Origin of the sequence: Mesorhizobium sp. B1-1-8, assembly GCF_006442795.2 — a bacterium.
Classification (GTDB): domain Bacteria; phylum Pseudomonadota; class Alphaproteobacteria; order Rhizobiales; family Rhizobiaceae; genus Mesorhizobium.
In genome coordinates this window covers 1628480-1649401 of sequence record NZ_CP083956.1, presented here as the reverse complement: position 1 = coordinate 1649401, position 20922 = coordinate 1628480, and the positions used below count along the sequence as shown (strand labels likewise).

25 protein-coding genes are annotated in these 20922 nt (G+C 64.2%); 14 read left to right on the top strand and 11 right to left on the bottom strand.

Annotation, left to right across the window (positions count from 1 at the left end):
* Positions 1 to 191 precede the first annotated feature (191 nt).
* Together FJ974_RS08125 and FJ974_RS08120 are read left to right on the top strand one after the other, a co-directional pair.
* Positions 192 to 617, top strand: coding sequence for an Hsp20 family protein (locus FJ974_RS08125; protein WP_140534228.1), 426 nt, complete (start codon positions 192 to 194; stop codon positions 615 to 617).
* A gap of 63 nt (positions 618 to 680) precedes the next feature.
* Positions 681 to 938 (top strand): DUF1150 family protein, encoded by a 258-nt coding sequence (locus tag FJ974_RS08120; RefSeq protein WP_140534226.1) that lies wholly within the window; start codon positions 681 to 683, stop codon positions 936 to 938.
* A gap of 87 nt (positions 939 to 1025) precedes the next feature.
* On the opposite strand, the gene ptsN is transcribed toward FJ974_RS08120, so the two are convergent.
* From ptsN to lptC, 6 genes are all read right to left on the bottom strand, one after another.
* On the bottom strand, positions 1026 to 1490 hold the full coding sequence (gene ptsN, locus FJ974_RS08115; protein ID WP_042641064.1) for a PTS IIA-like nitrogen regulatory protein PtsN: 465 nt from the start codon (positions 1488 to 1490) through the stop codon (positions 1026 to 1028).
* 61 nt (positions 1491 to 1551) lie between these two features.
* The gene (hpf, locus tag FJ974_RS08110) at positions 1552 to 2139 is read right to left on the bottom strand and encodes a ribosome hibernation-promoting factor, HPF/YfiA family (RefSeq protein WP_140534224.1); all 588 of its coding nucleotides are present in this window, start codon (positions 2137 to 2139) and stop codon (positions 1552 to 1554) included.
* 278 nt (positions 2140 to 2417) lie between these two features.
* Positions 2418 to 3944, bottom strand: a complete 1527-nt coding sequence (gene rpoN / locus FJ974_RS08105; protein ID WP_140534223.1) for an RNA polymerase factor sigma-54 — start codon at positions 3942 to 3944, stop codon at positions 2418 to 2420.
* A 194-nt stretch (positions 3945 to 4138) separates the two neighbouring features.
* Entirely contained in the window at positions 4139 to 4957 is an 819-nt protein-coding gene (lptB, locus tag FJ974_RS08100; RefSeq protein WP_140534221.1) for an LPS export ABC transporter ATP-binding protein, read from the bottom strand.
* Positions 4957 to 5553, bottom strand: coding sequence for an LptA/OstA family protein (locus tag FJ974_RS08095; protein ID WP_140534219.1), 597 nt, complete (start codon positions 5551 to 5553; stop codon positions 4957 to 4959). Before FJ974_RS08095 ends, lptB begins: the two co-directional genes overlap by 1 nt.
* Positions 5540 to 6253 carry an LPS export ABC transporter periplasmic protein LptC gene (lptC, locus tag FJ974_RS08090; RefSeq protein ID WP_140534217.1) on the bottom strand — a complete coding sequence of 238 codons (714 nt, stop codon included), beginning with the start codon at positions 6251 to 6253 and terminating at the stop codon, positions 5540 to 5542. Before lptC ends, FJ974_RS08095 begins: the two co-directional genes overlap by 14 nt.
* 294 nt (positions 6254 to 6547) lie before the next feature.
* Here lptC and sppA point away from each other — a divergent pair, with 294 nt between their 5' ends.
* The 4 genes from sppA to FJ974_RS08070 all read left to right on the top strand — a co-directional run bounded on the left by sppA (position 6548) and on the right by FJ974_RS08070 (position 9262).
* On the top strand, positions 6548 to 7501 hold the full coding sequence (gene sppA, locus FJ974_RS08085) for a signal peptide peptidase SppA (RefSeq protein ID WP_140534246.1): 954 nt from the start codon (positions 6548 to 6550) through the stop codon (positions 7499 to 7501).
* A 77-nt stretch (positions 7502 to 7578) separates the two neighbouring features.
* Entirely contained in the window at positions 7579 to 7863 is a 285-nt protein-coding gene (locus FJ974_RS08080) for an integration host factor subunit beta (protein ID WP_027165368.1), read from the top strand.
* Between the two features lie 66 nt (positions 7864 to 7929).
* On the top strand, positions 7930 to 8262 hold the full coding sequence (locus tag FJ974_RS08075; RefSeq protein WP_140534216.1) for a LapA family protein: 333 nt from the start codon (positions 7930 to 7932) through the stop codon (positions 8260 to 8262).
* A gap of 28 nt (positions 8263 to 8290) precedes the next feature.
* Complete coding sequence (locus tag FJ974_RS08070; protein WP_140534214.1) at positions 8291 to 9262, top strand: ornithine cyclodeaminase family protein; 972 nt, start codon at positions 8291 to 8293, stop codon at positions 9260 to 9262.
* A 78-nt stretch (positions 9263 to 9340) separates the two neighbouring features.
* Here FJ974_RS08070 and FJ974_RS08065 read toward each other — a convergent pair whose 3' ends face one another.
* Complete coding sequence (locus FJ974_RS08065; protein ID WP_140534213.1) at positions 9341 to 9709, bottom strand: VOC family protein; 369 nt, start codon at positions 9707 to 9709, stop codon at positions 9341 to 9343.
* Positions 9710 to 9779: 70 nt separating this feature from the next.
* Entirely contained in the window at positions 9780 to 10490 is a 711-nt protein-coding gene (locus FJ974_RS08060; RefSeq protein WP_140534211.1) for a helix-turn-helix transcriptional regulator, read from the bottom strand.
* Positions 10491 to 10588: 98 nt separating this feature from the next.
* Here FJ974_RS08060 and FJ974_RS08055 point away from each other — a divergent pair, with 98 nt between their 5' ends.
* The 7 genes from FJ974_RS08055 (at position 10589) to FJ974_RS08025 (ending at position 18243) form a co-directional block, all read left to right on the top strand.
* Positions 10589 to 11074, top strand: coding sequence for a DUF1772 domain-containing protein (locus tag FJ974_RS08055; RefSeq protein ID WP_140534209.1), 486 nt, complete (start codon positions 10589 to 10591; stop codon positions 11072 to 11074).
* Positions 11075 to 11162: 88 nt separating this feature from the next.
* On the top strand, positions 11163 to 12245 hold the full coding sequence (locus FJ974_RS08050; protein ID WP_140534208.1) for a class I SAM-dependent rRNA methyltransferase: 1083 nt from the start codon (positions 11163 to 11165) through the stop codon (positions 12243 to 12245).
* A complete protein-coding gene (locus FJ974_RS08045; protein ID WP_140534206.1) occupies positions 12242 to 13099 on the top strand; it encodes a TrmH family RNA methyltransferase in 858 nt (285 codons plus the stop codon). The genes FJ974_RS08050 and FJ974_RS08045 overlap by 4 nt, the downstream gene beginning before the upstream one ends.
* Positions 13100 to 13112: 13 nt before the next feature.
* Positions 13113 to 13586, top strand: coding sequence for a signal peptidase II (gene lspA / locus FJ974_RS08040; RefSeq protein WP_140534204.1), 474 nt, complete (start codon positions 13113 to 13115; stop codon positions 13584 to 13586).
* Positions 13587 to 13655: 69 nt separating this feature from the next.
* Positions 13656 to 14645 carry an MDR family oxidoreductase gene (locus FJ974_RS08035; RefSeq protein WP_140534203.1) on the top strand — a complete coding sequence of 330 codons (990 nt, stop codon included), beginning with the start codon at positions 13656 to 13658 and terminating at the stop codon, positions 14643 to 14645.
* A gap of 244 nt (positions 14646 to 14889) precedes the next feature.
* Entirely contained in the window at positions 14890 to 17172 is a 2283-nt protein-coding gene (locus tag FJ974_RS08030; protein WP_140534201.1) for a PAS domain-containing sensor histidine kinase, read from the top strand.
* 195 nt (positions 17173 to 17367) lie between these two features.
* Positions 17368 to 18243, top strand: a complete 876-nt coding sequence (locus FJ974_RS08025; RefSeq protein WP_181177172.1) for a GNAT family N-acetyltransferase — start codon at positions 17368 to 17370, stop codon at positions 18241 to 18243.
* 159 nt (positions 18244 to 18402) lie between these two features.
* Here the strand turns inward: FJ974_RS08025 and FJ974_RS08020 are convergent, their stop codons facing one another.
* Both FJ974_RS08020 and grpE read right to left on the bottom strand, forming a co-directional pair.
* On the bottom strand, positions 18403 to 19038 hold the full coding sequence (locus FJ974_RS08020) for a trimeric intracellular cation channel family protein (RefSeq protein ID WP_140534198.1): 636 nt from the start codon (positions 19036 to 19038) through the stop codon (positions 18403 to 18405).
* 127 nt (positions 19039 to 19165) lie between these two features.
* Complete coding sequence (gene grpE, locus FJ974_RS08015; protein ID WP_140536388.1) at positions 19166 to 19801, bottom strand: nucleotide exchange factor GrpE; 636 nt, start codon at positions 19799 to 19801, stop codon at positions 19166 to 19168.
* A 218-nt stretch (positions 19802 to 20019) separates the two neighbouring features.
* Here grpE and FJ974_RS08010 point away from each other — a divergent pair, with 218 nt between their 5' ends.
* Entirely contained in the window at positions 20020 to 20220 is a 201-nt protein-coding gene (locus tag FJ974_RS08010) for a hypothetical protein (RefSeq protein WP_140536385.1), read from the top strand.
* A gap of 41 nt (positions 20221 to 20261) precedes the next feature.
* On the opposite strand, the gene FJ974_RS08005 is transcribed toward FJ974_RS08010, so the two are convergent.
* On the bottom strand, positions 20262 to 20882 hold the full coding sequence (locus FJ974_RS08005) for a DJ-1/PfpI family protein (RefSeq protein WP_140536383.1): 621 nt from the start codon (positions 20880 to 20882) through the stop codon (positions 20262 to 20264).
* Positions 20883 to 20922: the final 40 nt, after the last annotated feature.

Here is a 20922-nt window from a genome sequence, read left to right as displayed (position 1 = left end):
CCTTTTTGGGGGAGTCTTTTTGGGCGGGTTTTAGAGCATGATCCCGAAAAGTGGGACCCGGTTTTCGGACAGGATCATGCTCCAACGAAGACGGCTTGAACTTGACCGCGCGGCGGACCATATCAAGACCATCGGGAAAAATGCCATCCGGGTTTTTCCAGTTTATGTCGCTCTTGAGAGGACAGTGTAACATGAGCCGAATGACGCCTTTCTCCAGCCCGCTTCTGTTGGGTTTCGACGCCATGGAAAAGACCCTTGAGCGTCTGGCGAAGTCGGGTGACGGCTATCCACCGTATAACATCGAGCGCCTGAACGCTGGTGACGGCAAGGCCGAGAGGCTGCGCATCACGCTGGCCGTCGCGGGCTTCGCCGAAAGCGATCTCGATGTCACCACGGAGGAAAACCAGCTGATCGTGCGCGGCCGTCAGACCGACGACACCGAGCGCGAATTCCTCCATCGCGGCATCGCCGCACGCCAGTTCCAGCGCTGCTTCGTGCTGGCCGACGGCATGCGGGTGATCGCGGCGGAGCTGAAGAATGGCCTGTTGTCGATCGATCTCGATCGGCCCGAGGCCGAGCGGCTGGTACGGAAAATAAACATATCGGTGAAAGACTGATCTTTGCCGATGGCTCTATGCGAGGCGGCCCTGTGCGGCGTTCTCGCGGCAAGGAGGCTTGAAATGACCAGGACTGATGAAACTATCACCATGACCAGTGGCGAATTCGCCCATCTCGGCGAAGGTTCGGTCGCCTATTTGAGGAAAGTATCGAGCGACGATCTGCGCGGCCGCTTCCCCGGCCTCGACGAGATCGCTCCCGGACTGGAGCTGTGGGCGCTGTTTGCCGCCAACGGCCAGCCGATCCTGCTTTCCGACGCCCGTGACCGGGCGCTGGCGGGTGCGCGGGAGAACGATCTGACCACGGTCGCCATTCACTGACCTGGTCATGGCCTGAATTGGAAAGGGCCGCTTTCGGCGGCCCCTTACAGCTTTAATCCAAAAACCAGGATTTTGATCTCGAAGGCTTCAGGCCGCGTGCGAGGCCTGCGTGTCCGACAAAAGCGCGTGGATTGCCACGGCGTCGCGCGTTCCCCTGATCTTGGCCACCGTGTCGGCGTCGCGCAGCACGCGCGCGATGCGCGACAGCGCCTTGAGGTGATCTGCGCCGGCGCCTTCGGGCGCAAGCAGCAGGAACACCAGGTCGACCGGCTGGTCGTCGAGCGCCTCGAAATCCACCGGCGTCTCCAGCCTGGCGAACACGCCGGCAATCCGCTTGACGCCCGCGAGCTTGCCGTGCGGAATGGCGATGCCGTTGCCGACACCGGTCGAGCCCAGCCGCTCGCGCTGCAGGATGGTGTCGAACACCTCCCGCTCCGGAATGCCCGAAATCGCCGCCGCCCTCTCCGACAGCAATTGCAGAAGCTGCTTTTTGGAATTCGCCTTCAACGCCGGCATGATCGCCGGGACGCTGATGAGATCGCTGAGATCCATGCTTGAAAAATCCCTTGTTCGCCTGCCGCGCCAGTCGTCGTCCCCTCGCGCGGCTGGCTTTTTAGCCCTGCGCGACTTTGGTCGTCGACGGATCGATCCAGCCGATGTTTCCATCCGGCCGGCGGTAGACGATGTTGAGGTGGCCGTTTCCGGCATTGCGGAAGACAAAGACCGGGCTGTCCTTGGTGTCGAGCTCGATGACAGCCGACGCCACCGACATGGTACGGAGCGTCATGGTTGATTCGGCGACGATGACCGGGGCGAAATCCTCCGGAATATCTTCTTCATCGTCGGCGAGCGGCGCCATCACCGTATAGGCGATGTCGGTAGCCTCCTCGCCATTGCCGTTTCCGGCGTTGCGCGACTTCAGCCGGCGCTTGTAGCGCCGCAGCCGCGTTTCGAGGCGGTCGGCCGCCGCCTCGAAGGCAAGCGTGGGATCCTGGGAATCGCCGGTCGCCTGCAGTGAGGCGCCGGAATCGAGCCGGACCATGCAGTCGGCCGAAAACCGCGACCCCGATTTGATGACAGTGACATGTCCTGAAAAACCCCGATCGAAATATTTCTCGATCGCCTCGCCGACACGGTCGTTGATGCGCGTACGCAACGCATCGCCGATGTCCATGTGTTTTCCCGAAATGCGCAGATTCATCTGAAAACTGACCTTCCTTGCTCAGGCTTCAAACTGTCCCGAGTTTATACCCGTGGTGCGCGCGCACAAGCTTTGCGGCGGAACGCGCGCCGATTTTAGACCCGAACTTTCCGGTTGATCACAAGTCGCCTTCTTGGCCGCCCAAGGCCTTGGTTTCGACGGACCCATTCGCGAGCGGGCATCGTGGCCCGGCTCATGCGGGCGGGCTTCTAGCCACTTCATTGCGGCTTGTCAATGAAGCGTGGACCCTTGGGGAAATCCGGCCGAGCGGCCCCTTGTCAGCGTCCAACGTTGGCCAGCGCGCGCTTTTCGCGCCGCCGCTGCACCGAGGAAGGAATATTCATGCCCTCGCGGTATTTGGCGACGGTGCGGCGGGCTATGTCGACGCCGCTTTCCCTCAGCATGTCGACGATAGCGTCGTCGGAGAGCACGTCGACGGGCTTTTCCTCGTCGATCAATTGCTTGATGCGGTCGCGCACGGCTTCGGACGAATGCGCGTCGCCGCCGGCCGCGGAGGCGATCGAGGCGGTAAAGAAATAGCGCAGCTCGAACACGCCGCGCGGCGTCAGCATGTATTTATTGGCGGTGACGCGGCTTACCGTCGATTCGTGCATGCCGATCGCATCGGCCACCGTGCGCAGGTTGAGCGGCTTCAGATGGCGCACGCCATGGACGAGGAAGGCGTCCTGCTGGCGCACGATTTCCGAGGCCACTTTGAGGATTGTCTTTGCCCGCTGGTCGAGACTGCGCGTCAGCCAGTTGGCGTTTTGCAGGCATTCGGCCAGAAAATCCTTTTCCACCTGACCCTTGGCATGTCCGGAGACGCGGGCGAAATAGACATGATCGACCAGCACCCGCGGCAGCGTGTCGGCGTTGAGCTCCACTGCCCAGCTGCCGTCATTGGCCGCCCGCACCTCGACATCGGCGACGATCGCGTCGCTCGCCCCACCCGAGAACGCCGTTCCGGGTCGTGGGTCGAGCGCCCGGATCTCGGCCAGCATGTCGAGAAGGTCCTCCTCGTCGACGCCGCAGATGCGTTTCAGTGCGTGGAAGTCGCGTCTGGCCAGCAGCTCGAGGTTGGCGACCAGCGCCTTCATCGCCGGGTCGAGCCGGTCGCGGGTTGCAAGCTGCAGCGACAGGCATTCGGCAAGGTCGCGGGCGAACAGCCCGGCCGGCTCGAAAGTCTGGCAGACGCCGAGCACGTGCGCCACCGCCGCCGCGTCCGCACCGAGCCGCACTGCCACCTCTTTCAGGTCGGCGCGCAGATAACCGGCCTCGTCGAGCCCGTCGGCGAGCTCGCCGGCAATCAGCCGTTCGGCAGGGTCGGGGAAGGCAAGCGCGATCTGCTCGCCGACATGCTCACGCAGCGTGACCGCGCTTGCCGCCATCTCGCCGACGTCGAAGCCCTCCGACGAGGAGGCGGCGCTGCCGCCTGAGGCCGACTTCCATTGCGCCGTAAGGTCGGGCCCCAGCCTTTCGCTGGTGCCGGGATCGTCGGGAAACAGGTTTTCCAGCGACGAATCGAGCTTGTCCGAGATCGCCTTGGCGCTCCATTCCGTCTCGGCCTCGAACCAGTCGTCACCGGCGGCTGGCTCTGGCGCGGCCTCGCTGTTTTGCGACGGGTCGCCGGCCGCGTCGTCCTGCGGCTCGGCACGCTCCAGCAGCGGGTTGCGTTCGATCTCCTCGTCGATGAAGCGTTCGAGCTCGATATGGGTGAGCTGCAGCAGCCGGATCGACTGCATCAGCTGCGGCGTCATCACCAGCGACTGGGACTGTCTGAGCTGCAGTTTGGCCGCCAGAGCCATGGGTTTGTTCAAACGCCTCGTCTACGCATCGGACTGTGCCGGAAAACAATCTCCGGTCGGGCATAGAAACTGGCCCGGCTTTTGCTTGTCAAGGCAACGCTAGCAAATCCGGCTTACTGGAGCGTTATGCAAGGGAAATCGGGAAAAATTCCCGGAAAATCGGCCCGGACGTCACGCAGAAACGTGAATGCCGCTCAAAGCGTGAAACCTTCGCCGAGATAAAGACGCCGGACATCGGCGTTGGCGACAACCTCGTCGGCCCGGCCATGCGTCAGCACCTGGCCGGCATGAATGATATAGGCGCGGTCGATCAGGCCGAGCGTCTCGCGCACATTGTGATCGGTGATCAACACGCCGATGCCGCGCGCCGTCAGATGGCGCACAAGCTGCTGGATGTCGGCGACGGCGATCGGATCGATGCCGGCGAAGGGCTCGTCGAGCAGCATGTAGGCCGGTCGCGTCGCCAAGGCGCGCGCGATCTCGAGGCGCCGCCTTTCGCCGCCCGAGAGCGACAGCGACGGCGCCTTGCGCAGATGGCTGATGTGGAACTCCTCGAGCAATTCGTCGAGCGTGCGCTCGCGCTCCTTGCGGCTCTTCTCCACCACTTCCAGCACGGCGCGGATGTTCTGCTCGACATTGAGGCCGCGGAAGATCGACGCTTCCTGGGGCAGATAGCCGATGCCGAGACGAGCGCGGCGATACATCGGCATCGAGGTCACGTCGAAGCCGTCGATCTCGATTATGCCTTCGTCCACCGGAACAAGGCCGGTGACCATGTAGAAGCACGTGGTCTTGCCGGCGCCGTTCGGGCCGAGCAAGCCGACGGCCTCGCCGGCGCGCACGCCGATCGTCACGCCGCTCACCACTTTGCGGCCCTTGTAGCTCTTGGTCAGGCCCTTGGCGATCAGGGTGCCCTTGAACTTCGCTTTGTCGGCGCCAACCGTAACCGGCGCAGCCTGTTTGCTGGCGGCCCGTCCGGGAAGACGGGCCAGCAGCGAGGAGACGCCGGCCATTACTGCTGCTGCGCTCCCTGCTGCTGCGCGCCCTGCTTCTGGGGCGTGATCGACATGATGACGCGCTTGCCGCAGCCCTCGACATTGCCGAGACCGCTCTTCATCTGCACCGTGAGCATGCAGCCCTTCAGCACGTTGTCGCCCTGCGAGAGCACGACTTCGTTACCGGAAAGAACGAGCACCTGGGTCTTCATGTCGAAGGTGCCTTTGTCGCCGGTGGCGATCTGGTCGTTCGATTTGATGTAGACTTTGTTCTCGACCACCAGATGGTCGATATTGGCGGCACCGGTCATCGCCGACGCACCGGCCGCGGCCCCCTTGGGAGCATTGGCATCCTTGACATAGTAGACCGTCATCTTGCCGGCCTTGAGCAGCGTCGGCCCCTGGTTGACCGTCACATTGCCGCTGAACACGGCAACACTGTCGGCCTGGCGGACCTCGAGCTTGTCGCTTTCGATCTGGATCGGTTGGTCGCCCGACAATTTCAGCCCGGGAATCTGGCTGGACGCGCCAGACTGGGCAAGTGCCGCCGCTGCCCCCAGCACCAGCAAAATGGAGGCCGCCGCTGCAAGCCTTGCTGAACTACTGCGACGCATTCTGCTCTCCGCTCTTTATCCCTGCCGCCTTCAGGCCGGCCGGATCGATGTTGACGCGCACCCGGTTTTCGAAAACCACGACGTTGCCGTTCCCCTCGACCGACATCGAGTCCGCTGTGATGCGCGACCCGTTACGGCTGACGTCGACCGGGTTGCTCGTCTTCATAGAGCCTTTGCCCATGTCTAGGAAGATCGATTTGAACTTGGCTTCCACGCCGTCGGTGGTCGTCACCGTGACGTCGCTGGTGAGGTCCATCGTGTTGGCGTCGCGGTTGTAGATGCCATGCGAGGCGTTGACCGCCACGACATTGTCGGTGGCGACGGGCAATTTGGCTTTGATGCCTTCGAGGTCGATGATGGCCTGCTTGCCGACATCTTGCGTCGCCCTGGTCGCCGTCAGCGAATAAGGCAATTTCTGCTTGGTGAAGCCGTTGAGCTTGGGATTGGCCATCACCAGCTTGCCGTCCGAAAAGGCGCTGCCGTCGGTTTGTATCGAGACCGACACCGGCGCGGCCAGATAGGAATAGACCGGAAAGGCCACTGCAATCGCGGCGGCCAGCAGCGGCACGGCGAATTTCAGCACGCGGACGCGCCGCGAGTGTCGTTGCGCGCGATCGAAAGCGTCGCCCCGCGTGCCGTCCTGCATCGCGGCAACCGACACCGTCTCGGCATCGTTCGTTTCGTCAGATCGTGCCAACATGACTGTTTTCTAATGAACCCTTGCCCGCCAAACACCGCCTATAGGTGGTATGCCGGCCCCCGCAAGCAAGCACAAGCGGAGGAAAACTGCAAAAATGTGACGGCTACGACCGCACCACCAAGACGAATTCGGCAGGACTGTCGCTCTTCATAGCAGATACGGACAGGCTGCGTTAATTTTTCGTGAGGTGTCGTTACCGGCCAGGCCTGGGGTATCGGACACGTCAGGAAACGGTAGCCGCGCGCGGACGCTTGCTTTAAAAGCGTCTCTTCCCACCGACTTGTGAGGCTGATGATGGCAATGAGAGCCGACGACCTGATCGACCGCCGCCGCTTGCGCCGCAAACTGACATTCTGGCGCGTGGCCGCATTCGTGATTGTGGCGGCGGCACTGATCGCCTTTTCGGCCTGGATCTACGGCGGCGATTTCGCCGGCCAGGCATCAAATCACATCGCCAAGGTCAAGATCGAAGGCACCATCACCGAGGACGAGGAGCTGATCAAAAGGCTGGAGACCATCCGCAAATCCGCAGCGGTGAAGGGCGTCATCCTGTCGATCGATTCGCCCGGCGGCACCACGGTCGGCGGCGAATCGATCTATGAGGAAGTGCGCAAGCTCGCCGGCGACAAGCCGGTTGTGGCCGAAGTCGGCACGCTGGCGGCATCCGCCGGCTACATGATCGCCAGCGCGGCCGACCATATCGTTGCCCGCAAGACCTCGATCGTCGGCTCGATCGGCGTGCTGATCCAGTACCCGGACGTCAGCAGCCTGATGGACAAGCTCGGCATCAAGCTGGAGGAGGTGAAATCCTCGCCGCTCAAGGCCTCGCCCTCGCCGTTCAAGCCGACCAATGACGACGAGCGCGCCATGGTGCGCAAGCTCATCCTCGACAGCTATGACTGGTTCGTCGGCATCGTCGCCGAGCGGCGCAAGATGACCCGCGAGCAGGCGCTGGCCCTGGCCGATGGCTCGATCTTCACCGGCCGCCAGGCGCTCGGCAACCACCTGGTCGACGCCGTCGGCGGCGAGACCGAGGCGATCGACTGGCTGGCCAGCAAGGGCGTCGATGCCAAGCTCAAGGTCATCGAATGGAAAGACAAGGAGGGACGCGGCTTCCTGTTTTCCAGGAGCATGACAAAAGCCGTCGCCAGCGCGCTCGGCCTGCCGGATGCCGGCGGCGATGTCATCCACGAGCTCGGCGCCGACCGCTTGTTTCTTGACGGTCTCGTTTCGGTCTGGCACCCTTGACGTGCCGTCGAGGCGAATGAAAAAAGCAATAAAATCATTCTGATAAATGACCGCAGTGGTTTACGGGGAACCTTCTCATGATCAAATCCGAACTTGTGCAGATCATTGCTGCACGCAACCCGCACCTTTTCCTGCGCGACGTCGAAAACATCGTCGGCGCGATCTTTGACGAGATCACCGACGCGCTTGCCGAGGGAAACCGGGTGGAGCTGCGTGGTTTCGGCGCCTTTTCGGTGAAGAACCGCCCTGCCCGCACCGGCCGCAACCCGCGCACCGGCGAATCCGTCGAGGTCGAGGAGAAATGGGTGCCGTTCTTCAAGACCGGCAAGGAATTGCGTGAAAGGCTGAACGGCGGCAAATAGGCTGCCGCGCCGCGGGCAGCCACCGACGCCTCCGCGGCAGCGCCAGCCTTTCCATAGGAAGTCCATATGTTCAATCGCTTCGTGCTCGTCGTGGTCTTCGTGCCGCTGGCCATCATCCTGGTCGCGCTTGCCGTCGCCAATCGCGGGCCGGTCGCCTTCACGCTCGACCCGTTCCATCCGGGCAATCCGGCGCTGACGCTGACGCTGCCGCTTTTCATCTTCCTGTTCCTGGCGCTCGCAATCGGCATGATCGTCGGCAGCCTGGCCACCTGGGTGAAGCAGGGCCGCTACCGCAAGCTGGCGCGCCAGCGCGGCCTCGAGGCCGAAAACCTGCGCCAGGCGGTGAGCCGCGCGCCCGCGGCGCCGAACGGACCGGCGCTGCCGAAGCCGACCAACTGACCGGCGCAACGGCGACACGGAGCCTTCCATGCTGACCATTTCGGCCGCCGAGGTCGACAAGGCGCTGACTTTTCCAGGCCTCGTCGAGACGCTGCGCACCGCTTTCCGCGACCGCGCCGTGCAGCCGGTTCGCCATCATCACGCCGTCGAGCGCCCGGACGGCGCCGCCTCGACGCTGCTCCTGATGCCGGCCTGGACGGATTTCAACGCCGCCGGCGCCTCGGCGGGCGGCCACATCGGCGTCAAGATCGTCACCGTGTCACCGGACAACAACGCCATCGGCAAGCCTGCCGTGATGGGGCTTTACCTGTTGCTCGACGGGGTCACCGGCGAGCCCGAGGCGCTGATCGACGGCCAGAGGCTGACACAGTGGCGCACCGCTTGCGCCTCGGCGCTTGCCGCCTCCTACCTCGCCCGCAAGGACGCCTCGCGGTTGCTGGTGGTCGGCGCCGGCGCGCTGTCGCCCTTTCTCGCCAGGGCGCATGCCGCCGTGCGGCCGATCACATCCATCCGCATCTGGAACCGCACGCCGGCCAACGCCGAAAAGGTCGCGGCCGGCTTGCGCGCTGAAGGCCTTGCCGCCAGCGCCGCCACCGATCTCGAAAGCGAGCTTGGCGAAGCCGACATCGTCTCCTCGGCGACCATCTCGACCACGCCGCTGATAAGGGGCGCACTGCTGAAGCCGGGCGCCCATGTCGACCTGGTCGGCAGCTTCACGCCGGCAATGCGCGAAAGCGACGACGACGCGATCCGGCGCGCCCGCGTCTATGTCGACACGCGCGCCGGCGCCACCAAGGAAGCCGGAGATATCGTCCAGCCGCTGGCCTCCGGCGTGCTGAAGCCGGATGCGATCGTCGCCGACCTGCATGAACTCGCGCGCGGCGAGAAACAAGGCCGGCAGAGCGAAGGCGAGATCACGCTGTTCAAGTCCGTCGGTGCCGCGCTCGAGGACCTCGCCGCCGGCATCGCCGTCTACAAGGCGCTCAAGGTAGGGGAGTAAGGGAGTAGGGCAGTAAGGCAGTAGGGAATAGGGTCCACCTACTGCCCTACTGCCCTACTGCCCTACTGCCCTACCGCCCTACTCAAAAGGCCAATAAACCCGCAGGCGATGATTGTCGGGATCGAGCGCGACGAAAGTGCGGCCGAAATCGAGATCGACCGGCGCCTGCAGGATTTTCAGCCCGCGCCCCACCCAGTCGGCATGAGCGGCATCGACCGCGGCCGCGCTGTCTCGTGCAAAGACGAGTTCCGCGCCACCGCCCGCGGCAGCGGCCGCCGGCTCGACCGTGTGGCGCGACCAGAGGCCGAGTTTGAAGCCGTTGTCGAACACGAACATCTGAAAAGTCGGCGAGGACTCGACCGGCTCGCGCCCGAGCAGCGAGGCATAGAAAGCGCCACTTTTCTCAGGGTTGTCGACATAGAGGATGACGAAATTCGGCGTGGTCATGTCTGATCTCCAAGGTGTTTGAACCTCAGCAAAGCTAGATCATGTCACTGTCAGATTCTGGCAGCAGCACTCAGCCGGACTTACCTTTCGCAGCGTTTTGGTCCGGCGCGTCGAGCGTTGCCCGCCATTCCTTCAGCATTGCCTGGCGGCGGCGCGGATAGCGAATGTCGGTGGCCGCCAGCCCGGACATGCGATCGGCGCGAAAATGGCGGAAATCCTGGCGCATCTCGCACCACGCCACCATCACCCGCACCTTGTCGAAGAAGCCGAGCGCGAAGGGCCAGACCAGGCGCTCCGACGCCGCGCCTCCGGCATCGCGGTAGACAAAGCCGAGCTTGCGCTCGTCGCGGATCGCCTGGCGCACGACGCCGAGATCGATGGCCTCGGCGTTGTCCGAACGCGGCCCGACGAGCAACGTCGTGGCGTCGAGATCCTCACGCAGATCGTCCGGCAGCACCGCCGCGATCTTGGCCAGCGCGTCGGCAGCGGCCGCGGCCAGCCTCGTGTCCGGCTGTTTCGCCACCCAGCGCGAGCCAAGCACGACGGCCTCGATCTCCTCGTCGGTGAACATCAGCGGCGGCAGCATGAAGCCAGGCTTCAGCACGTAACCCAGCCCCGCCTCGCCGTCGATCGGCGCGCCCTGGCCCTGCAGCGTGGCAATGTCACGGTAGAGCGTGCGGATCGAGACGCCCATTTCGCCGGCAAGCGTGCGGCCGCTTACCGGCCGGCGATGGCGGCGCAGGATCTGGATCAGATCGAGCAGGCGTTCGGAGCGGGACATCGATTTGCTATTAGAGGCAATCGAACGATAGGTCTGCAACGCACGTCCCCGCGAGGTGGCGAAGGGAACGCCTGCAACCCCGCATCGTTGTCCCAACAATGGAGATGCGCGGATTCCTGTTGTTCTGGTCGGTGCTTGCCGCAACGATCGCGGCGCTCAGTCTCGGGCCATCCTTTGCCCATGTGCTGGAATCGGTGCCGAGGCTGACGAAATGGTCGCCGGCGCTGTGGCGTGAGACCACTGTCTTCAATGGCCAGTTCCTACTCTTTGCGGTGATCGGCGCGCCGCTCGACATCGCGGCCATCGTCTGTCCGGCGCTGCTGGCCTGGATGCTGCGCGGCGACCGCGCTGCCTTCTGGTTCGTGCTCGCCGCCACCTTGCTTTATGCGCTGGCATTGGCGCTCTGGTTCGGGCTCGTCAAGCCGGCCAACGACGTTCTTGCCACCTGGGTGCCCGGACCGATCCCGGAAAATTTCGAGGCGATCCGGCAGCGTTGGGAAACCGGCCACATGGCGGTCACGGCGGCCAAGGCGCTCGGCTTCATTTCGCTTTGTCTCGGCTTGCTCTCGGTCCGGCACGACTGAGGTATCCATGTGTCGTGGCACGCGGTTTGTTGCGCCGACGGGTTAAGCTGTGGCAGAAGCGAGCCGAACCGCCGGAGACGCTCATCCCTTGAAATCCTTTCGCGACAAACGCCGCGACAGCCGCCCGCATCCTCCGGCCGGGACGGAGCCGGCGCGCCAGCGCGATCCGGCGGCCAGACCTCAGGCGCGATCCGGTGAACATCGCGACGGCAAATCCATAGATCGATCCGAGCAAAAACCGGCGCCGCGCGTCCTTGCTCGCCGCGAAGGCGTCCTGCCGGCGGAACGGCTGCCGCTGATCCTCGAAGTCGCCCCGAACGCCGACTATGCGCTGCTGGACAGCGGCGCGGGCGAGAAGCTCGAACAATACGGCCCCTACCGCATCGTGCGTCCCGAAGGCCAGGCGATCTGGCAAAGGGCGCTGCCGGCAAGAGAATGGGAGCGCGCCGACGCCATCTTCACCGGCGATACCGACGAGGAAGGTATCGGCCGCTGGCGATTTCCGAAAACGCCGCTCGGCGAGACCTGGCCGATGAAGCATGACGGCCTCGATTATTTCGGTCGCTTCACCTCGTTTCGCCATGTCGGCGTCTTTCCCGAGCAGGCCTCGCACTGGGACCATATGGCCGGGCTGATCGCGGCGGCGAAGCGCCCGGTCAAGGTGCTGAACCTGTTCGGCTATACCGGCGTTGCCTCGCTGGTGGCGGCGCGCGCGGGCGCGGAGGTCACCCATGTCGACGCATCGAAGAAAGCGATCGGCTGGGCGCGCGAGAACCAGGAGATGGCCGGGCTCGCCAACAAGCCGATCCGCTGGATCGTCGAGGACGCGGTGAAATTCGCCGAGCGCGAGGAACGGCGCGGCAGCCGCTACGACATCGTGCTCTTCGATCCGCCGGCCTATGGCCGCGGCCCCAGGGGCGAGGTCTGGCAATTGTTCGAGGACCTGCCGGGGCTGACCGATCTTTGCCGCTCGATCCTGACGCCACAGCCGCTCGCCGTGGTTCTCACCGCTTACTCGATCCGCGCCTCCTTCTTCGCCATCCATGCCTTGATGCGCGATACTTTCGCCGGCATGGGCGGCACGGTCGAATCCGGCGAACTGATCATCCGCGAGAAATCCGCCGGCCGCGCGCTGTCGACCTCGCTGTTCTCGCGCTGGGTGGCCAAATGAACGAGCGGCATCAAGGCGCGCCGGGGCAGGTGAAGGAAGTCACCAGCCTCGCCAACCCGCTGGTCAAGGACATCAAGGCGCTGGCGCTGAAGAAATTCCGCGACCAGCAGAATGCCTTCATGGCCGAAGGCCTCAAGCTGGTCATCGACGCACTCGACCTCGGCTGGTCGATCAGGACGCTGGTCTTCGCCAAGGCCGGACGCGGCAATGCGGCGGTCGAAAAGGTCGCCGCGCGCACGGTGGCCGCCGGCGGCATGGTGCTCGAAGTCTCGGAAAAGGTGCTGGCGGCGATCACCCGCCGCGACAACCCGCAAATGGTGGTCGGCGTCTTTGCCCAGCAAACGCTGCCGCTGAGGGACATCCGCGCCAGCGACTGCGATGTCTGGGTGGCGCTCGACCGCGTGCGCGACCCCGGCAATCTCGGCACCGTCATCCGCACTGTCGATGCCGTCGGCGCCAAGGGCGTCATCCTGGTCGGCGACACCACCGATCCCTTCTCGCTCGAAACCGTGCGCGCCACGATGGGCTCGATCTTCGCCGTGCCTGTCGCCAAAGCGACGGAGGCGGCTTTTCTCGCCTGGCGGCGGGACTTTCCGGGCCTCGTCGCCGGCACCCATCTGAAGGGCGCGGTCGACTACCGATCGGTCGACTTCTCCAGGGGTCCAGTGCTCCTTTTGATGGGCAACGAGCAGCAGGGCTTGCCCGACAGTCTCGCCGAAAGCTGCGACAGACTGCTGAGGATTCCGCAGGCCGGCCGTGCCGATTCGCTCAACCTGGCCGTCGCCACCGGCGTCATGCTGTTCGAGATCCGGCGCGGCGCCCTCAAGCTCGACCCCGCCACCGACACCCTGTGAGGACTGCGCAATCGTGAAATCCTGGTCCCCCTACATCATGGTGGTCCTCATCGCCATCGCGCTCGACCAGTGGATCAAACAGCAGGTCGAGGCCGGTCTCGCCTTTCAGGAACGGCTCGATCTGCTGCCGTTCCTGGCGCTGTTTCGCACCTACAACACCGGCATCGCCTTCTCGATGTTCGCCTCCTTCGGCGACACCGGCCTGGTGGTCGTCGCCGTGCTGGTCGTCGCCTTCGTCTCTTTTCTCGCCATGCGCACGCCGCCCGGCCATGTCGTTACCCGGACCGGCTTTGCCCTGATCATCGGCGGCGCGCTCGGCAATCTGATCGACCGCGCCGTCTACGGCCACGTCATCGACTACGTCCTGTTTCACACGCCCGTCTGGTCCTTCGCGGTGTTCAACCTCGCCGACGCCTTCATCTCGATCGGCGCCGTGTTGGTCGTCTTTGACGAACTGATCGGCTGGCGCCGAGAAGCCAGGCGGTAGCATCCAGGCAATTGACCTCGCGCGGCTGGCGCCGCACAGTTCATCAATTGCCAGACCCGAGGAGAAAAAATGTCCGATACCTTCAAAGCCATCCTCGTTTCGCGCGATGCCGACAAAAAGCAGTCCGTCGAGATCGTCGACCTCACCGAGGCCGAGCTGATGGAAGGCGACGTCACCGTTGCCGTCGAGGCAACGACGGTGAACTACAAGGACGGGCTCGCCATCACCGGCAAGGCGCCGGTCGTCCGCCGCTGGCCGCTGGTGCCTGGCGTCGATTTCGCCGGCACCGTCATCTCCTCCTCCCATGCCGACTGGCGCAAGGGAGACAAGGTCGTCCTCAATGGCTGGGGCGTCGGCGAGACGCATTTCGGCGCCTATGCCGGCCGCGCCCGCGTCAAGGGCGACTGGCTGGTGCCGCTGCCCGAAGGCATGAGCGCGCATGACGCGATGGCCGTCGGCACGGCCGGCTATACCGCCATGCTCTGCGTCATGGCGCTGGAGCGGCACGGCATCCTGCCGGATCGCGGCCCCGTGGTGGTGACCGGGGCCGCCGGCGGCGTCGGCTCGGTGGCGGTGTCGATCCTATCCAGCCTCGGCTACCATGTCATTGCGTCCACCGGCCGCAATGCCGAAAGCCCCTATCTGATCGACCTCGGCGCGGCTGAGGTGATCTCGCGCGACGAACTCAACCAGCCGGCAAAGCCGCTCGCCAAGGAACGCTGGGCGGGCGGCGTCGACGCCGTCGGCAGCCATACGCTCGCCAATGTGCTGTCGATGACCTCCTATGGCGGCGCGATCGCCGCTTGCGGCCTGGCCGGCGGCATGGACCTGCCGGCCAGCGTTGCGCCCTTCATCCTGCGCGGCGTCTCGCTGCTTGGCATCGATTCCGTCATGGCGCCGAAGCCGGTTCGTCTGGAGGCCTGGCGCCGCATCGGCACCGATCTCGACCTCAGGAAACTGTCGGCGCTGTCGAACACGATCGGCTTCAAGGACATCATCGGCGCCGCGCGCGACATCGTCGAGGGCAAGGTTCGGGGCCGCGTGGTGGTGGATATGTGACCAGCGCATGACCCCGAAAATCGGAACCGATTTTCGGAAAGGATCATGCGCAAAATCAAAAAGTGCTACAGCGTCCTTTGCGCGTTCGAACGGACGCGCGGCGCTGTAGTGCAATTCAGGAAAGTGTAGCGGTTTTCCGTCTGGAATTGCGTTAAATCAGCCAAACGGCCGAAATCCGCTTGATCGCTAAAATTCGAACGATCCGCCGAAATTTTCCATAATCTCTGTCTGGCAAAGTTTCCTCATGATCGGGGATTCCGGCATCAGGCAGGACAGCAGCACCGAAGGCGTCGACGGGTTGGGCCCCGGTGTGCCGAGGCGGCAGTTGCTTGTCGCGCCGCCGCTGGCCCCGGAATTGCCCGCGGCCAACCGCGAGGGCCTGCCTTTCCTGACGATTGTCGCCATCGCCGTGCTGGCGGGCCTGTCGCATCTCACCGGTGCGCCGGTCATCGTCACCGGCGGCCTGCTGGCGACCGGGCTGGCCGGCCTCGCCATGCATCTGCGCAGCCGCCGTGCCGAGCGCCGCACCGCAGCCTTGCTCGACGAGACCGCCGCCCGCAGCCGCGCCGAGATCGAGACGCTCGCCGACCGCATGTGGGAGATGCAGGAGAGCGAGGAGCGGTTTCGCGGACTGATCGATGCGCTTGGCGATCTCGTCGTGCATCGCGACCGCGACGGCAACATCGTTTACGCCAACAAGGTGTTTGCCTCGCTCGTCGATACCGACCAGCGCGATCTTGCCGGCAAGACCTTGTCCGAACTCGGCATCGATGTCGGCATCGTGCCCGACGCCGCCTTCTCCGACCATGAGTGCCTTAGCTCAACCGACGTCGCTATCCGCACGCCGGCGGGGCCGCGCTGGTTCTCCTGGATCGAGCTGTCGGTGCGCGACAAGGATACGGGCTCGGTCTCGCACCGGGCGATCGCCCGCGACATCACCGCCCGCAAACGCGCCGAATCCTCGCTGATCACCGCCCGCGAGCGGGCCGAATACGCAAGCCAGGCCAAGTCGCGCTTCCTCGCCACGGTCAGCCACGAGATCCGCACGCCGATGAACGGCATCATGGGCATGGCCAAGCTGCTTGCCGACACCGACCTGTCGCCGGAGCAGCGCACCTATGTCGGCGCCGTCTCCACCTCGGCCAGCGCGCTTCTGGCGCTGATCGAGGATCTGCTCGACTATTCCAAGATCGAGGCCGGCCGCTTTGACCCCGAGCCGCAGCCGACATCGCTGCGCGAGATCGCCGACAACATCATCGAGCTGCTGGCGGCGAAGGCCTTCGCCAAGAACATCGGCCTCGGCTGCCATGTCGAGCCCGATGTGCCGCAGATGATTACCGCCGATCCGGGCCGGGTCCGCCAGGTGCTGCTCAATCTCATCGGCAACGCCGTAAAATTCACCGATGCCGGCGGCGTGCTGCTCACCGTGGCGCGGGTCCGCACCGAAACAGCCGACCGCATCTGCTTTACCGTCACCGACACCGGTCCCGGGCTGCGCGAAGAGGACATGGAGCGAATTTTCGAGGAGTTCGAGCAATCCGACGGCACCTCGACAAGGGTGCATGGCGGCGCCGGTCTCGGCCTTGCCATCTCCAAGCGGCTGGTGATCGCCATGGGCGGCACGATCTCGGTTTCGAGCCGGCTCGGCGAAGGATCCGAATTCGTCTTCGACATCCCCGCCACAGCGGCAACCGAGCCGCCGCCACATCGCCACAATGTCCTCTCCGACCGGCGCGCGGTGATCGTGTCGAAGAACGCGGTCGAGGCCGATGCCATTGCCCGTGCCATCCGCGCCCACGGCGGCGCCGTCGATATCGCCGCGACGCCTGGCCAGGCCGCTTCGTATGCCGCCGGCTGCAACGTGCTGCTGATCGATGCCGCGCTTGAAAACAGCGACGGCCGCTTGCTGAAGCGCCTGCGCGAGAGCGGCCTTGTCGATTGCGAGGCCATCACCCTGATCGCTCCGACCGACCGCGGCATGCTCGGCGAATTCCGCGCCAATGGCTACGCGACATTCCTCGCCCGGCCGGTGCGCGGCGAAACGCTGCTGCGCGTGCTGTTGACCAGCCACGTGCCGGCGCCCGCCTCCCAGCCGCGGCCGGAACCGCGCGGCGCCTCGTCCGTCCGCCGCCGCGATCAGGGCCTGTCGGTGCTGATCGCCGAGGACAATGACATCAACGCCATGCTCGCCCGCGCCACGCTTCTCAAGGCGGGACATCGCGTCAAGATCGTCGGCAACGGCAAGGCAGCCGTCGAGGCCGTCACCGATGCCGGGCTCAAGCACCGCTTCGACGTGGTGCTGATGGACCTGCATATGCCGGTGATGGACGGGCTGGATGCGATCGCCGCCATCCGCCGCCACGAGGAGGCGCTCGCCGTGCCGCCGGTGCCGATCATGGTGCTTTCGGCCGACAGCCAGGAAAAGACCCGCCACACCGTTCTGGCCCACGGCGCCAGCGGCTTCGTGACCAAGCCGCTCGACCCTGATGCGCTCGTCCATGCCGTCGAAGGACAGGTCGCCGCCTGATGAAATTTTCAAGGCCCGAACGCCTTGGAATGTCTGGGTTATGCGAGCGTAAGCTAGCCGGTTGAGGGTATTCGCCAGCCGGCGAAGTATTGCCCGCCACGCCGTATCACGGTAGTGTCACAATCCTGTTGCACCTACACCGTATCCCCGTGCCAAGAGGGATGGCTCGAAGGAGAATCACTCGTGCATACAGTCATGCCTGAATGTGACACTCGGCCGAATGCCGGCGGCGCTTTGCTCGCCGCGCGTAGCGCCGATGCCGTCGCAAGTGGCGCACCGCTGGGCCGCATCGGCAACCTCGAAGTGCGGCTTGCCCGCAACGAGGCCGAGATCGCCGCCGCCCAGGAAGTGCGCTACCGGGTATTCTATGACGAGCTTGGCGCAAGAAAGGATCTGTTCCAGGCGCCGGACCGGCGCGACGCCGATCGTTTCGACCCGCTCTGCGACCATCTTCTGGTTTTCGACACCTCGCTTCCCGGCCCCGAGCATCGCCGCATCGTCGGCACCTACCGCCTGCTGCGGCAAGAGATCGCGGCGACCGCCGGCGGCTTCTACTCGGAGGGCGAATTCGAGCTGACCAAGCTGATCGCCCGTCATCCGGGTCAGCGCTTCCTCGAGCTGGGCCGCTCCTGTGTTCTGCCGGAATATCGCTCCAAGCGCACCATCGAGGCGCTCTGGCAAGGCATCTGGGCCTACATCAACCATTACGGCATCGGCGTCATGACCGGCTGCGCCTCTTTCCACGGCGTCGTGCCGGCCGCGCATGCCGAGGCGCTCACCTATCTCGCCCATCACTGCCGCACCGACCAGGCCTGGGATGTCCGGGCGGTTGCCGGCCGCTACTGCTCGATGGACCTGATGCCGATCGAGGCAGTCAACGCCAAGGCGGCGATCGCGGCGATGCCGCCGTTGGTCAAGGGCTATCTGCGCGTCGGCGCCCGCATCGGCGACGGCTGCGTCATCGATCACGAATTCTCGACCGTCGACGTCTTCGTTGTCATGCCGGTCAAGGAGATCGGCGCCCGCTACGTCAACTATTATGGCGGTGAAGGGCAGCGCTTCGCGGCATAGCGAATAGCGAATAGCGAATAGCGAATAGCGAATAGCGAATAGCGAATAGCGAATAGCGAATAGCGAATAGCGAATAGAAGAAAGTGGCGGGATTTATTCCGTTCAACCCCTATTCGCTACTCTCTATTCGCTATTCGCTCCTATTCGCTATTCGCTCCCTCAGGGAATATCTTCCGGCCTTCGCCCCGGCCGGCTCCTATAGGCTGGAAAAGACCAGCCGAACCTAAGCGCACCGCCGCGCACCAGGAACGCAGCCGCAAAGCCGAGCAGGCTGGACGCTAGCGCCGGCAGGCCGGCAAGATCGCCGAGCGTGAACAGCGCCGCACCGGCAAGGGCCGCCGTGACATAGATTTCGGGCCTGAGCAGCACCGAAGGCTCGCCCGCAAGCAGGTCGCGCAATATGCCGCCGAACGTCGCGGTCAGCACACCGGTGATCACCGACACGACAGGCGAGCCGGTAATCGCCAGACCTTTTGCCGCCCCCATCACCGAGAAGGCGGCGAGGCCGATGGCATCGAGCCAGAGCAGGAGCTTGTAACGGGACTCGACCAGGTGCGCGCTGAAGAAGACCAGCACCGCCACGATGGCGCAGATCAGCACATAGCCGCTGCTGGCGACCCAGAACACAGGCAGGTTGAGGATGACGTCACGCAGCGTGCCGCCGCCGATACCGGTGACACTGGCCAGGAACAGGAAGCCGATGATGTCGAGTTGCTTGCGCGAAGCGGCAAGCGCGCCGGTCGCCGCAAAGACCGCGACGCCGGCATAGTCGAGCAGCTCGATGGGATTTGTCATAAGGGAGTAAGGCAGTAGGGGAGTAGGGGAGTAGGGGAGTAGGGGAGTAAAAAAAATAGCACGAAGCTGCACGAATGTACGGCTTGTCTAACTTATGCCCTACTCCCTTATTCCCCTACTCCCTTATTCACGCATCCTTCTCGGCCTGCTCGTTCACCGGTCCCGGCTCGACCGGGGCTTCGCCGGCCGCAGCCTTGGTGCCGCCCTTGGCGACGCCGACCATGGCCGGCCTCAGCACCCGCTCTCCGATCGAATAGCCCGGCTGCACGACCTGGACAACCGTGCCAGCAGGGACGTCGGCGGTGGGCACCTCGAACATCGCCTGGTGGTAGTTCGGATCGAACTTCTCGCCTTCCGGCGCAAGCTTCTTGACACCGTGGCGTTCCAGCGCCGACAGCATGGCGCGTTCGGTGAGATCGACGCCTTCGATCAGCGCCTTGAAGCCGGCATCGCCGGAGGCCTTGGCCTCGGCCGGAATGGCGTCGAGCGCGCGGCGCAGATTGTCGGAAACCGACAGCATATCGCGGGCGAAATTGGCGACCGCATAAGTGCGCGCGTCATGCACGTCGCGCACGGTGCGCCGCCGCAAATTCTCCATTTCGGCCGCAACGCGCAGCGCGCGGTCCTTCAGCTCCTCGTTTTCTTTCAGCAGCCGCACAAGCGCTTCATAGTCGCCGTCGACGCCGCCTTCCGCTCGCTCGCCGGAAGCCTGGGCGGCTTCGGTTTCCTCGGGCGCGCGTTCGTCTTTTGCCTGGTCGCTCATCGCCATTTCCCGTTATTCGCGTTGGTTTGGATTTGCGCCCGATATCGAGGTTTGAGGGCCAAAAATCAAGGGGCAAGCGCGTTGCGTTGCCCTGTGCCGATCGCTCCTTATTAATTCAAATTTTACCGTACTGAGTGGCTTTGCTTGCTATCCCAAGGTGATGTTGGAACCTTTGTTGGGCCGCAAGAGTTTCGAAGCCGACACAGGATTTTGGGACAATGAAGGGCAACAACAGCAAAAGGCGCGCCGCGCTCGCCAATGATATCAGGCGGCAAATCGGCGCCGAGGCGACGAAGCGCTTGTTGCGCACGTTGCCGGCATTTCGCCTGGAAACAGAGGTGCCCAAACGTCTGCGGGACCTGCTCGACCGCCTCGACGACATCGAGCCGAACCCCGCAAGCAGCGAGCGTCGCCAATAGGCCAAGATAGCGACACTCGTCTTGCCGATGCGGCAATGGTCCTACGCCGCCTTGCGCTCGTCGCGCATCAGGATCTCGCCATGGCGGATCTCGGTCCCGAGCACCTTCAGGCATTCGCGCATGAAGGCGGCAAGGCCGGGCCAGCCCTTGGCCGAAACCAGATTGCCGTCGACATGCGCGCCAGTCGGCGCAACGTCGATATAAATGCCGCCGGCAAGCGTCACTTCCGGCTCGCAATAATGCAACGCCGCGACTTCCCTGCCGCGCACCACGCCATCGACCGCGATCAGGATCTGCACACCATGGCAGATGGTGAAGATCGGCTTGCCGGTTTCATGGAAATGCCGGACCAGCGCCTGCACCCGCTTGTCGATGCGGATGTATTCCGGCCCGCGCCCGCCGGCTGCGTAGACGGCATCGTAGTCGGCCGGGTTAACCTCGGCGAAGGTTTTGTTGAGGACGTAGTCGTGGCCGAGCTTTTCGGTATAGGTCTGGTGGCCTTCGAAATCATGCAGCGAGGTCTTCAGGATATCGCCGGCCTTCTTGTCGGGACAAACGACATGGACGGTGTGGCCGACCGCATGCATGGCCTGTTCGAAGACGAAAATCTCGTATTCCTCGCTGAACTCGCCAACGAGCATCAAAATCTTCTTGCCTGCCATGCCGGTTCCTCCCTTGCTGGCTGTTTATTTCGAGACATGA